The sequence below is a fragment of the Neobacillus kokaensis genome, from assembly GCF_014656545.1.
In the GTDB taxonomy this organism is placed as follows: domain Bacteria; phylum Bacillota; class Bacilli; order Bacillales; family Cytobacillaceae; genus Neobacillus; species Neobacillus kokaensis.
Genome location: NZ_BNDS01000001.1, coordinates 95,635 through 109,575, shown reverse-complemented (window position 1 = coordinate 109,575; position 13,941 = coordinate 95,635). Strand labels below are relative to the sequence as shown.

The following is a 13,941-nucleotide window of genomic DNA, read 5'->3' as shown; positions in this document are numbered from 1 at the left end:
TAATCCTTTTTTAAATTATGATTTTCAAATCTTTATGAAAATGTTACTGCCAACCTCGCATTAGCAACTTTTTCATAAGGAATGTCGATGGTCTTTTTTCGAGTTTTAATTTTTATCTCTACTTTTACGATTTGGCCATCAAATTCTAATAAAGTACCTTCAAAGCTTTTTTCTCCGTCAATTGGCTCATATGTTTTTATAAAGACATTTTTACCGATTGCCCTTTCAAAATCCTTATGTTTTTTTAAAGGCCGTTCAGCTCCAGGAGAGGATACTTCAAGAAAATAGTTATGTGGAATTGGGTCAATCTCATCAAGTTTTTCACTGAGACGTTCACTAACCAGACCGCAATCCTCGATATCAACACCGTTGTCTTTATCAATATATACGCGAAGAAACCAGCTTTTTCCTTCTTTGACATATTCAATTTCTACCAGTTCGATCTCAAGTTCTTGACAAATCGGTGCAGCCAGTCCCTCGACCACTTCAGTTACTTTGCTCATGTAATACCTCCTTTTCCACATTTAAACTATGCTATGTAGTGCATGGAAATTTTATCAAAGTAACAAGAAAAGCAATAGCGCCTCTCTGGCGCTTTAGCTAGACAACAAAAAAACCGTCGTAAACAACACGAAAGAGTGGGAGGGCCCCCACTCTTAGATACGAGAGTAATCATTAGTATTTCCAATAAAACTATACCATAACCATTTTCTATATGCAAATCCAAGGATTTGAATGACCTTAGAATAGGGAAAGCTGATTTTGTTCTGGCAGTGATGCTAGACAGCCTTGCCGATCTAAATATTCAAGGATGGTTTTTGATACCTTTCCGCGCTGCTGCAAATCTTCTTTTGATAAAAACTCTCCATTTTCACGTGCTTTAACAATGTTGACAGCAGCATTTGTTCCAAGACCCGGGATGGAATTGAATGGTGGAATTAAGGAATTACCTTCAATGATAAACTCAGAAGCATCCGATTGATACAAGTCATAATTTTGGAAGCTGTAGCCTCTTTCAGTCATTTCAAGCGCCAGCTCTAGGACTGTTAATAAACTTTTCTCTTTGTTGGAAGCTTCCAGCCCTTTTGCATTAATCTCTTCAATCTTGGCTCGGATTGCTTCAGAACCCCGTGTCATCGTTTCAAGATCAAAGTCTTCAGCTCGAACGGTAAAATAAGCAGCATAGTACAATAGCGGCAGGTGTACCTTAAAATAGGCAATACGCACTGCCATTAACACATAGGCTGCAGCGTGAGCTTTCGGAAACATGTATTTTATCTTTTTACATGAGTCGATATACCATTCAGGTACTTCATTCTTCCTCATTTCAGCTTCCATTTCTTCGGTTAAGCCTTTCCCTTTACGAACAGATTCCATAATTTTAAAGGCAAATGAAGGTTCGAGTCCCTGATAAATCAAATAAACCATGATATCATCACGACATCCAATTACTTCACTAAGGTTACATGTCTGATTGTGGATTAATTCTTGTGCATTTCCAAGCCATACATCTGTACCATGTGACAGACCGGAAATTTGAACAAGTTCAGAAAATGTGGTCGGTTTTGTATCCTCTAGCATTTGCCGGACAAATCTTGTTCCAAATTCCGGGATACCAAACGTTCCGGTTTTACACATAATTTGCTCTTCCGTTACACCTAATGTTTCCGTACTGCTGAAAATTTTCATAACTTCCGGATCATCTGTTGGGATAGTTTTCGGATCAATCCCGCTTAAGTCCTGCAGCATTCTAATAACGGTCGGATCATCGTGGCCAAGGATATCAAGCTTTAAGACATTATCATGGATAGAATGGAAATCAAAATGCGTTGTTTTCCATTCAGAATTTCTATCGTCTGCCGGAAATTGAATCGGTGTAAAATCATACACATCCATATAATCTGGAATAACGATAATTCCACCCGGGTGCTGACCTGTTGTCCGTTTTACACCTGTACAGCCGGATGCTAAACGTTCGATCTCGGCATTACGCATATGCAGATTATGATCCTGCTGATAGGCTTTCACATAGCCAAATGCTGTTTTATCAGCCACCGTACCAATTGTACCCGCACGATAAACGTAGTCTTCACCGAACAATACTTTAGTGTAGTTATGTGCCCGAGGCTGATATTCACCTGAGAAGTTTAAGTCAATATCCGGCACCTTGTCCCCTTTGAACCCAAGAAATGTTTCAAATGGAATATCATGACCATCTTTACGATATTTAGCACCGCACTGAGGACAATCCTTATCAGGCAAATCAAACCCAGAGCCGACTGAACCGTCATTAAAAAACTCAGAATGTTTGCAGTCAGGACAAACATAATGCGGCGGTAATGGATTCACTTCCGTTATCTCTGTCATCGTAGCAACAAAGGAAGAACCAACCGAGCCACGTGATCCAACTAAGTAACCGTCATCCAAGGATTTTTTTACAAGCTTATGAGAAATCAAATAAATAACAGCAAATCCATGACCAATGATACTTTTCAATTCTTTTTCAAGACGTGCTTCGACAATCTCTGGCAGCGTGTCACCATAAATTCTATGCGCCATGTCATAGCTCATTTGCCGCATTTCATCTTCTGCACCTTCAATTCTTGGTGTGTATAGATCGTCTTTTATCGGTTTAATGACATCAATCATATCGGCAATTTTATTCGTGTTGGTGACAACAATTTCTTTAGCTTTTTCAGCACCAAGAAATGAAAAGGCATCGAGCATTTCATTTGTTGTTCGAAAATGAACATCCGGAAGTTCATGGCGATTCAGCGGGTTTGCACCGCCTTGAGAGCTGATTAAGATTTTGCGATAAATTTTATCATTTTCGTTCAGATAATGAACATTTCCTGTAGCAACTACTGGGATTCCAAGTTTATCTCCAAGAGATACGATATTGCCAATTATTTGTTCAAGTGCATTTTCATTGCGGATTAATTCCATCTCGATAAGGGGTGCATATACCTGTTTTGGCATAACTTCAAGATAGTCATAAAAACGGGCAGCTTCCTCCACTTCTTCTGGACCCTTCTGCATCATTCCTTCAAATACTTCACCTTTATCACATGCTGAACCGACAATAATCCCTTCGCGATATTTTTGCAAAATGGAACGAGGAATTCTTGGTACGCGGTAAAAATATTTAATATGTGAAATTGAAATTAACTTAAATAGATTTTTTAAGCCAGCCTCCGTCTGCGCTATAAGCGTGCAATGATAAGGTCTCGCCCGCTGATAGGCATTCCCTTTTCCCATATTTTCATTGAACTGATCATGATATTCGATCCCTTTGTCAGCAGCATCCTTTAACATTTTCAATAACAAATAGCCGGTAGCTTCTGCGTCATAAATTGCCCGATGGTGCTGTGTCAATTCTATATCGAATCTTTTGGCTAAAGTATTTAGGCGGTGATTCTTTAATTCCGGGTATAGAAAACGGCCAAGTTCCAGGGTATCAATTACCGGGTTTTTCGCCTTTTCAAAGCCGATTTTTTTATATCCGACATTTAAGAAGCCCATATCAAAGGATGCATTATGGGCAACAAGAACAGCGTCCTCGGTCCAATCATTAAACTTCTTTAACACCTCTGATACTTCTGGGGCGTTTTGTACCATATCATCTGTTATTCCCGTTAAATTAATGGTTGTTGCGGACAAACGGTGATGTGGATTAGCAAAAGATTCAAACCGGTCAATGATATCACCATCTTTTACCTTTACGGCAGCTAGTTCAATTATCGTATCGTATACTGCGGATAAACCTGTCGTTTCCACGTCGAATACGACATACGTATCCTCTGCAAGCAAGCGGTGTGCATCATTATAGGCAATTGGTACACCATCATCCACCAAATTTGCCTCAACCCCGTAAAGAATTTTGATATCATTTTTTTTCCCTGCACCAAAAGCCTCAGGGAATGACTGTGCAACTGCATGGTCAGTTATCGCAATGGCTTTATGCCCCCATTTTTTCGCTTGTGCCACAAGTGCACTAACTGGTGTAACAGCATCCATCTGACTCATCGGTGAATGGAGATGCAATTCTACCCGTTTTTCGCCTTCAGGTGCTGTATCCTTCCGCTGGACAGGCTTTATTTCATGAATATCATTTGCGATCATCACGAGGTCGCGGACAAAGGTATCATTTTGGATACTTCCCCGCACCTTTACCCACATGCCTTTTTTCACACGTTGAAATTGATTCGCATCCTCTTTATCACGGGAAAACATTTTAACCATAATAGAGCTTGTGTAGTCTGTAATTTTAAACGTAAGCAGTGAGCGTCCGCTTCTTAATTCACGGATTTCAGCATCAAAGATATACCCTTCAAGTACTACTCTTCTTTCTTCGTCAACAATATCAATCATGCTTCTTTGTTCACTGTCATCCTTAATGGTAAGTCCAATCGATAGCGGTCCTTCAGCAGACTCACCATTTGCCTGGTCACCTTCTGCATCTTTCTTCTGCATTTCTACCATTGCCAAAAGCGCTCGTTCCTGGTCTTCTTTTTCCTTAGCAAGTAAGAATTTCTGATACTCTTCATTCTTTTCTATATTATTGACTTCTGTTTCAATTGATAACATTGGAAAACCGAAGGATTGAAGAATTTGTCCAATAACGGGACCATATTTATTTTTTAGCGTCATCCCTTCTGTTTCGTTATGAACAGTAACGATTAGTTTAAGCCCGTTAAGCTGGGGAATTTGTTCATTTAAAAGTTTTGTAAGAGGCGGTGACATTCCATCAATTTGTTGAATGCAATGACTCCAGTATTGTTGTAATAGTTCCCCAGTAAATGCGGAATTTTCTACATTGATTTCGTAAGAAATATTCGCGATATTTGAAAAAGTTCTTTCAAGCCGCGTTGCAAACTGGATATAAACATTAAAGGGAAGGATTGCTTCAAATAAAAATTGAAAATGCCACTTCCTCGTTTTCTTTTCAACTAACAGCCTTTCAATTTGCGCATTGTTGAAATACACTACAACAGCATCCTCAACTAATTGCAGCTGCTGGAGCAAGAGTTGGAATCGCTCTTTATTGCCCAAGGCATGTTCGCTCATCGTTCTCTCTCCCATCTAAAAATCTCTATCTATTTCTTTTCAAAAAGTAATTATATCACATCAACTTGACTGATTTGGTTTTATCCCACAAAAAAACTTCATCCATTTTCCGTAAATAATAAGTTTACATAAAAAAAGAGGAACCACTGGCGGGTTCCCCAACTTTATTATTTCAAGAAAAACCTTTGAATATCATTCCATGTAACTACTAGCATAAGCAGCATCAGTAAAGCAAAGCCAATAAAATGGACCATTCCTTCTTTTTGTCTGTCAATTGGTTTTCCTCTGACAGCTTCGATTGCAAAAAACATCAGCCTGCCGCCATCAAGCGCGGGAATAGGCAATAAATTCATGATTCCTAAGTTAATGCTGAGAATTCCTGCCCATTTCATTAAGTAGTATATCCCCGATTTTGCCACTTCATCGGTTGAATAGTAGATCCCTACAGGACCGGAAAGTGCATCTATTGAAAATTGTCCGGTTACTAGCTTCCCAACCATCACAAAAATTTGAGTAGTCCAAAAATAAGTTTCTTTCGCACCTGTAGTAATGGCTTGGACCGGCGATTTTTCTACGGGACTGTAAACCCCGATAATCCCCATTTTCTTTCCATCAACTGTTTTTTCTTGCGGTGTCACCTGGACATCTTTTTCTTGTCCATTACGTACGATGGAAAAATCGAGTTTTTCATTCGGATTTTGACGGATGATCTCCACTACATCATTCCAACTTGTAATTTCGGAACCATTAATACTTTGAATAATATCTCCTTTTTGAAGTCCCGCAGCTTTAGCAGCACCATCAGGGGTAATCACCCCTAATTTTGGCTCATTAGTAGGTACACCCTGTAGTAAAGCAATGAGAATGAAGATAATAAAAGCAAGCACAAAGTTCATCATTGGCCCAGCAAAAATTGCCATAAACCTTTGCCCTAACGTTTTTGAAGAAAATTGCCTATCAATCGGGGCAATTTGCGATTCCACCCCGTTCTCAACAATTACAGCCCAAGGTTCTATTGAAAAAGTCTGTAAGCTATCATTTTCATCATCAGGATATCCTTTTATAATCAGATTCTTTTCAATATCTGCATATTCAACTTCAACAATCCGGCAGTTAGGAAACTTATCTTTATTATTTAAAATGATTTTAGATACTTTTTCTTCCTTATTAAATAATAGCCCAATTCGATAGCCAGGCTTAATTTCCACCATTTCGGGGTCTTCCCCTGCCATACGGACAAAACCGCCAATAGGCAGCAGCCGAATTGTATAAGTTGTTTCTCCCTTCTTATGAGAAAACACTTTTGGACCCATTCCAATGGCAAATTCACGGCATAGAATGCCGGCCCTTTTGGCAAAAATAAAGTGACCTAATTCATGAAAGAAGACCAGTGCACCAAAAATCACAATAAAGGCAATAACTGTACTCAAAAATAAAACCACCTTTTTTTGGGGTAGAGAAGTTTTTCAACTTCTTCAACGGTTTACAATTCCGCTTTTCTTATAAGAGTGATTGTACATACTGTCTTGTTTCCTTGTCAACTTCTTGGATTGTACTTAAGCTTGGGTAATTAATGGCTTGATGATTGTCCAATGCTTTTTCAACCAAATCTTCAATTTGCAAGAAACGAATCTTGCCTTCCAAGAAGGCCGCAACAGCTGTTTCATTTGCAGCATTTAAAACGGTTGGCATTGTGCCTCCTGCCCTCCCTGCCTCATAGGCAAAATGCAGGCAGCGAAAGCGGCTCAAATCCATCTCTTGAAAATGCAATTGACCGATTTTTGCCAAATCTAGACGATGGCCAGATGGAAGCGGTATACGCTCGGGATATGTGAGCGCATATTGAATGGGAACCCGCATATCTGGTGTCCCAAGCTGAGCAATAATACTAGAATCATGAAATTCAACCATAGAATGAATAATGCTTTCTTTGTGCAGCAGAACGTCAATTTTTTCATATGGCAGATTAAAAAGCCAATGTGCCTCAATAACTTCTAGTCCTTTATTCATCATGGTTGCAGAGTCAATTGTAATTTTTGCCCCCATCGACCAATTAGGATGGTTTAAAGCTTCTTCCACTGTAACTTGCTCTAATTCATTCCGAGTTCGGTCGCGAAAGCTTCCTCCAGACGCTGTTAGGATCAAACGTTCAATATTTTTTTCTCTTTCTCCTTGCAGTGATTGAAAAATTGCAGAATGTTCGCTGTCTACAGGTAAGAGTGAAACGTAATTTCTTCGTGCTGCCTCCATTACCAAATGGCCCGCAGTAACCAGTGTTTCTTTATTAGCAATGGCAATTGTTTTCCCACACTCAATCGCCTGTAAAGTGGGATTCAATCCTACACTACCCAGCACAGCATTAACAAGGATATCTGCCTTTTCGTAAATCGCTGCCTCAATTATTCCCTCATCCCCATATGTGAAATTTGTATGAGGGAATTCTGCTTTTAATGTATCAAAATCACTATAATTTTGGACAGAAACAAGTTCTGGCTGGAATTCAACGATAATTTTTCGAGCTAATTCGATGTTTTTTCCAATGGACATTGCCGCTAATCTAAATTCACCAGGATGCTCGCGAATAATGTCCAGCGTTTGGATGCCAATTGAACCTGTGGCTCCTAATAAACTTATTTTCTTCAAACTATGTCATCTCCTGAGTTTGCGGTTTAAGACCAGATGTGAAATAAATGGAGTAAAGGCAAAACAAATAATAAGCTGTCAAAACGGTCTAAAATACCGCCATGGCCAGGTAAAATATTACCTGAATCCTTTACATTAAAATGGCGTTTATAAGCCGATTGAACAAGGTCGCCAATCTGTCCAAAAACGGAAAGGATAATCGTCATTCCCATTAATGTAACAATGTTTGCATCAAAGTTTGGTAATACTCCAAATAGAATGGCCACTACAACCGCACAAACTACACCGCCAATGGACCCTTCAACCGTTTTATTAGGACTGATTTCCGGCCAAAGCTTCTTCTTTCCGAATGCTTTCCCGATAAAATAAGCACCAGAATCAGTTGCCCAAATAATAAATAATGTATAAAAAATATATACAAGTCCTGCTTGACGTGTTTCAATAAAAAAGAAAAAGCCAATTCCTACGTAAATAGCAGATAAAATAGAAAAAGCCGCATCTTCAAAGTTAAAGCGATTTTTTGTAAGGACTGTATATGTCAATAATAACAGAATCAAGACTATTCCAATTTCTGTTTTGGAATAATAAAAATCCTCAATAATTTCATTTGGAAGAAGAAGGACCCAAAGAATTAATAACGATAAAAACCCATATGGAGAAAAAACATTTAGTTTCTTCATCCTGATTAACTCATATAGTCCAACGCTTGCCAAAACATAAGTTAACAGCAAAAAAGGAAGGCCGCCGTAAAATACAATTGGCACAAATAACGCTGCAGCGACAACGGCAGTTATGATTCTTTGCTTCATTTATTTTTTCAACACCTTTTTAATAGTAAGAAGGCTAACAAATGATATTGTTGGCCTAATTTATATTGGAATTACATTATTGCTGGTTATATTCCCCCAAAGCGGCGCTGCCGTTTTTGGAATACCTCAATAGCTTCCAGTAAATGCTCCTCATTGAAATCTGGCCATAACACATCTGTAAACCAAAATTCTGAGTAAGCCAATTGCCATAGCATAAAATTGCTTAAACGGATTTCCCCGCTTGTACGGATTAATAAGTCAGGGTCGGGGAATTCAGAAGTCATCAAATAGGAGGAAAAAACCTCTTCATTAAGTTCAGACTCCTCTATTTTCCCACTCTTATAATCCGTTACAACCTGCTTTACAGCATCGATAATTTCCGCACGACTGCCATAATTCAAAGCAAAGTTTAATACAAGACCATCATTATTTTTCGTTTTTTCCATAGCTTTTTCTATTGCGCGGAGTGTATGTATTGGCAGTTGATTTTTATACCCCATCATTTTCACTTGAACATTATTCTCCACGAGCTCGGGAAGAAATGTACCAAGAAACTCCTCTGGAAGCTTCATAATATAGTCGACTTCATTTTTAGGCCTTTTCCAATTTTCTGTCGAAAAAGCATATAATGTTAATGTTTTTATACCAAGATCACTTGCCAGCATAGTAGTTTTACGAACAACCTTCATTCCTTCATGGTGGCCAGCAACCCTTGGCAATGCCCGTTTTTTTGCCCATCGGCCATTACCATCCATAATGATGGCAACATGTTCGGGAACTGGTGACTTTTTAATTTCCTCTATTTTATCTCGGAGTATGGAAGAGTTATTTTGGTTCTTCCAAAGCCTTATTTTATTAAACATAACATTGCTCCTCCAAATACTTATTCATTTCCTCCGAAAATAAACCTTTAACCTGTATGCATATATGTATCGGATATCTATTAGTTAGCATGCTTCTATCATACCAAATAATCCAAAAGATATCTCTTTAAATACCTATGTAAATAAAAATGAATTCAGAATAAGCTAAAATAGGAAAAAAACCCCCTTAAAAGAGGGTCTATGATTCCAATTATACTTCCATAATTTCTTTTTCTTTATCTTTTGTGATTTGATCGATTTTGTTGATGTGATCATCTGTCAGTTTTTGAATATCATCTGAATATCCACGAAGGGCATCTTCAGTAATTTCGCCATTTTTCTCTAACTTTTTCAAATCATCATTTGCATCACGGCGAACATTACGAATGGCAATTTTCGCTTCTTCTGATTCTTTCTTCACCAATTTCACAAGTTCTTTTCTTCGCTCTTCTGTTAATTGTGGTATGGCAAGGCGAATAATTGAGCCGTCGTTGGATGGATTTAATCCAAGATCTGACTTCAGAATCGCTTTTTCAATTTCCCCAAGAATTGACTTATCATAAGGCTGAATCACTAGCAGTCTAGCTTCAGGAGTTGAAATACCTGCTAGTTGATTGACAGGTGTTGGTGCTCCATAATAATCTACTGTAATTCTATCCAATAATGAGGCGCTCGCCCTTCCGGCACGGATACTCGCAAGCTCTCTAGTATACGCTTGAATTCCTTTTGTCATTCTTTCTTTTGCCGAATTAATGACTTGTTTTGGCATTAATTTTTCCCCCTAACAATTGTACCGATTTTTTCACCCATAACTGCTTTTTTAATATTTCCTTGTTCCGTAATAGAGAAAACAATTAACGGGATATCATTATCCATACATAGCGAAGATGCCGTTGAATCCATGACAGCCAAACCTTCTTTAATAACATCAAGGAATGATAAGTCGTCATATTTCGTTGCATTCGCATCAAACCTTGGATCTGCCGAATAAACACCGTCAACATTATTTTTTGCCATTAAAATAACTTCTGCATCAATTTCTGCTGCTCTTAATGCTGCTGTAGTATCTGTTGAGAAATATGGGTTTCCTGTACCTGCTGCAAAAATGACAACGCGTTTTTTCTCTAAATGTCTCATCGCCCGCCGTCTAATATACGGCTCAGCTACTTGACGCATTTCAATCGAAGTTTGCACACGGGATTCAATCCCTAAATGCTCTAAGCTGTCCTGGAGAGCTAAGGAATTCATAACCGTTGCCAACATTCCCATATAATCTGCTGTTGCCCGGTCCATGCCCATTTCGCTGCCAATTTTTCCGCGCCAAATATTGCCGCCGCCTACAACTACCGCTACTTCTACTCCCAGTTCAGCTATTTCCTTTACTTGTGTGGCAATTGATTTAATTACAGAAGGTTTAATTCCAAAGCCCTCATCTCCGGCTAATGCCTCCCCGCTTAATTTTAATACCACGCGTTTGTATTTTGGACTACTCATATAAACCTCCGTATGTAAATTTAAAAGCATAAGCGCCTTGGACTGCCCCGACAAGCATAAGACGAGCCGGCCGGAAGGTTGCTTTTTAACCTTTGCGACTTATTGGGCTTTCCTTGTCGGGACTAGGCACTAGAGCTAGCTATTTTAAACATATTTTTCTTTAAAAATAGGGAACACACATCGTGTCCCCTATTCAAAATCTATTACAGTAACATTCCCTTAAAACCTCATTGTTGTTTAGTCTTGAGAAAAGTTGACTATTGTTTATTCACTTGATTCATAACTTCTTCAGCGAAGTTATCTTCGCGCTTTTCAATACCTTCGCCTACTTCATAACGAATGAACTCGCGAAGGGTAGCACCTTTGGACTCAACAAACTGACGTACTTTTTGATCTGGATTCTTAACGAATGCCTGGTCAAGAACACAAACATCTTCAAAGTATTTTCCAAGACGACCTTCAACCATTTTCGCCACGATGTTTTCTGGCTTGCCTTCATTAAGAGCTTGCTGTGTTAATACTTGACGCTCATGCTCTACTTCTTCTTGTGAAACTTGGTCACGAGACACATATTTAGGATTCAATGCTGCGATATGCATTGCAACATCTTTTGCAGCTTCTGCGTCAGTTGAACCTTCCAACACTGTTAAAACAGAGATGCGTCCGCCCATGTGTAAGTAAGCACCAAAAGCATCATTATCTGTTTTAGATACAATTGTATAACGGCGTAGTGTTAATTTTTCTCCAATTTTCGCAATTGCAGCATTAATGTGGTCATTAACTGTTGCACCGTTTTCCATTGTTTGTGTTAAAGCTTCTTCAACACTAGCAGGTTTGTTTTTCAAAAGATGTGCAGCAAGATCTTTAACAAGAGTTTGGAAACCTTCGTTTTTCGCAACGAAATCAGTTTCAGAGTTTACTTCTAAAATAACCGCATCATTGCCTTCAGTTACGATTGAAGTTAACCCTTCTGCAGCAATACGGTCAGCCTTTTTAGCTGCTTTTGCAATTCCTTTTTCACGTAAGAAATCAATAGCTTTATCCATGTCACCATTTGTTTCAGTTAAAGCTTTTTTACAATCCATCATACCTGCGCCTGTTTTTTCACGTAATTCTTTTACCATTTGAGCAGTTACTGCCATGTGTAAAATCCTCCTTAAAATAGACTATGTACACCTATCTTAGCCATTTCAGCTATAGATAAAACTTTGTCTTGATTATATTTCTTTAAAAAAAGGTGATAAAGGGTCTCCCTCTTATCACCTTTTTTAAGTTTACACTATAAATTTACGCTTCAACAGCTACTTCTTCACCTTGTTTAGCTTCAAGGATCGCATCTGCCATTTTACCTGTAAGAAGTTTAACCGCACGAATCGCATCGTCGTTCGCTGGAATAACAACATCGATTTCGTCTGGGTCACAGTTTGTATCAACAATTCCTACGATAGGAATGTTTAATTTCTTTGCTTCTGCAACTGCGATACGCTCTTTACGAGGGTCGATAATGAACAATGCATCTGGAAGCTGCTTCATATCTTTAATTCCGCCTAAGAATTTCTCAAGACGTTCTTGTTCTTTCTTTAATTGAACAACTTCTTTCTTAGGTAGAACTTCAAAAGTTCCATCTTCAGCCATTCTTTCGATGTCTTTTAAGCGGCCGATACGCTTTTGAATGGTTTCAAAGTTTGTTAATGTACCACCTAACCAACGATGGTTAACATAGTACATTCCAGAACGGATGGCTTCTTCCTTAACTGAATCTTGAGCTTGCTTTTTTGTACCAACAAAAAGCATAGTTCCGCCGTTAGCTGCAAGTTCCTTCACCCAGTTGTAAGCTTCTTCAACTTTCTTAACTGTTTTTTGAAGGTCAATAATGTAAATGCCGTTACGCTCAGTGAAGATATATTTCTTCATCTTAGGGTTCCAACGGCGAGTTTGGTGTCCGAAATGTACACCAGCTTCAAGCAATTGTTTCATTGAAATAACTGACATGTTTCTTTTCCTCCTAATGGTTTGTTTTCCTCCGCCTATATCATCTTTAAACAGAAACTGTTAAACAGCACCATCCGTTTAAATCAATAAGCGTGTGTAATAACACCATGAAATAATATAGCATAGACAAAATGAACAATCAAGTTTTACTTTTAAAAAATTAGGTGTCAGGCACCGTGTGAAAATTTCACATGGTGCCCTGACACCCTTTTAGTTTCATTACTTAATGTGATTTGAGCTTTTCAAGTTCTACTAAGAACTTATCGTTTAGAACTTTGATGTAAGTTCCTTTCATACCAAGAGAGCGGGATTCGATGACGCCGGCGCTTTCAAGTTTTCTTAGTGCGTTAACAATAACGGAACGGGTGATTCCGACTCGGTCTGCAATTTTGGATGCGACTAGTAAGCCTTCATGTCCATTTAACTCTTCAAAGATATGCTCAATTGCTTCAAGCTCACTGTAGGATAATGAGCTGATTGCCATTTGAACAACTGCTTTGCTTCTTGCTTCTTCTTCAATTTCTTCTGATTTTTCACGTAAAATCTCCATACCGACAACAGTCGCGCCGTATTCAGCAAGAATCAGGTCATCATCAGAAAATTTATCATGCAGTCTTGCAAGAATTAAAGTCCCTAAACGGTCACCACCACCAATAATCGGAACAATAGTTGTTAATCCTTCACGGAATAAATCTCTGTTTTCTTCAGGGAAAGCAGTATATTCACTTTCTACTTCAAGGTTTGGCGAAGTTTCCATCACATTAAATAATTTATTTGTATACTCTTCTGGAAATTGACGAGCCTCGAACATCTTTTTCATACGTTCATTTTCAATTTGCTGATAAATAGATAACCCAAGAAGTTTTCCACGTCTGCTTACGATAAAAACATTCGCTTCAATTGTTTCGCTTAGAGTATCAGCCATTTCTTTAAAGTTTACTGGTTTTCCAGCTGCCTTTTGTAATAACACATTAATTCTTCTTGATTTTGTTAATAAATCCATTTGTTTCTTCCTCCTAAATAACTACAACCATTATTAAATTTTAATGTAATTCAAACATTGCCCTATATTA

At 38.4% G+C, this 13,941-nt stretch carries 11 protein-coding genes; all 11 read right to left on the bottom strand.

What is annotated here, in order from left to right:
• Window positions 1–32: 32 nt before the first annotated feature.
• Window positions 33–503, bottom strand: a complete 471-nt coding sequence (rimP, locus tag IE222_RS00515; RefSeq protein ID WP_191268645.1) for a ribosome maturation factor RimP — start codon at window positions 501–503, stop codon at window positions 33–35.
• 238 nt (window positions 504–741) lie between these two features.
• Window positions 742–5,067 (bottom strand): PolC-type DNA polymerase III, encoded by a 4,326-nt coding sequence (locus IE222_RS00510; RefSeq protein WP_191268643.1) that lies wholly within the window; start codon window positions 5,065–5,067, stop codon window positions 742–744.
• Between the two features lie 167 nt (window positions 5,068–5,234).
• On the bottom strand, window positions 5,235–6,497 hold the full coding sequence (rseP, locus tag IE222_RS00505) for an RIP metalloprotease RseP (protein ID WP_191268642.1): 1,263 nt from the start codon (window positions 6,495–6,497) through the stop codon (window positions 5,235–5,237).
• A 70-nt stretch (window positions 6,498–6,567) separates the two neighbouring features.
• On the bottom strand, window positions 6,568–7,710 hold the full coding sequence (gene dxr, locus IE222_RS00500; protein WP_191268640.1) for a 1-deoxy-D-xylulose-5-phosphate reductoisomerase: 1,143 nt from the start codon (window positions 7,708–7,710) through the stop codon (window positions 6,568–6,570).
• 26 nt (window positions 7,711–7,736) lie between these two features.
• A complete protein-coding gene (locus IE222_RS00495) occupies window positions 7,737–8,519 on the bottom strand; it encodes a phosphatidate cytidylyltransferase (RefSeq protein WP_191268638.1) in 783 nt (260 codons plus the stop codon).
• Between the two features lie 86 nt (window positions 8,520–8,605).
• On the bottom strand, window positions 8,606–9,382 hold the full coding sequence (gene uppS, locus IE222_RS00490; protein ID WP_191268636.1) for an undecaprenyl pyrophosphate synthase: 777 nt from the start codon (window positions 9,380–9,382) through the stop codon (window positions 8,606–8,608).
• A 211-nt stretch (window positions 9,383–9,593) separates the two neighbouring features.
• Window positions 9,594–10,151 (bottom strand): ribosome recycling factor, encoded by a 558-nt coding sequence (gene frr, locus IE222_RS00485; RefSeq protein ID WP_191268635.1) that lies wholly within the window; start codon window positions 10,149–10,151, stop codon window positions 9,594–9,596.
• On the bottom strand, window positions 10,151–10,876 hold the full coding sequence (pyrH, locus tag IE222_RS00480) for a UMP kinase (protein ID WP_191268633.1): 726 nt from the start codon (window positions 10,874–10,876) through the stop codon (window positions 10,151–10,153). The genes frr and pyrH overlap by 1 nt, the downstream gene beginning before the upstream one ends.
• 257 nt (window positions 10,877–11,133) lie before the next feature.
• Window positions 11,134–12,018: a translation elongation factor Ts gene (gene tsf / locus IE222_RS00475; protein WP_191268631.1), complete on the bottom strand. Its 885-nt coding sequence runs from the start codon at window positions 12,016–12,018 to the stop codon at window positions 11,134–11,136.
• Window positions 12,019–12,163: 145 nt separating this feature from the next.
• On the bottom strand, window positions 12,164–12,868 hold the full coding sequence (gene rpsB / locus IE222_RS00470; protein WP_191268629.1) for a 30S ribosomal protein S2: 705 nt from the start codon (window positions 12,866–12,868) through the stop codon (window positions 12,164–12,166).
• A gap of 223 nt (window positions 12,869–13,091) precedes the next feature.
• Complete coding sequence (gene codY, locus IE222_RS00465) at window positions 13,092–13,871, bottom strand: GTP-sensing pleiotropic transcriptional regulator CodY (RefSeq protein ID WP_191268627.1); 780 nt, start codon at window positions 13,869–13,871, stop codon at window positions 13,092–13,094.
• Between the last annotated feature and the right edge of the window lie 70 nt (window positions 13,872–13,941).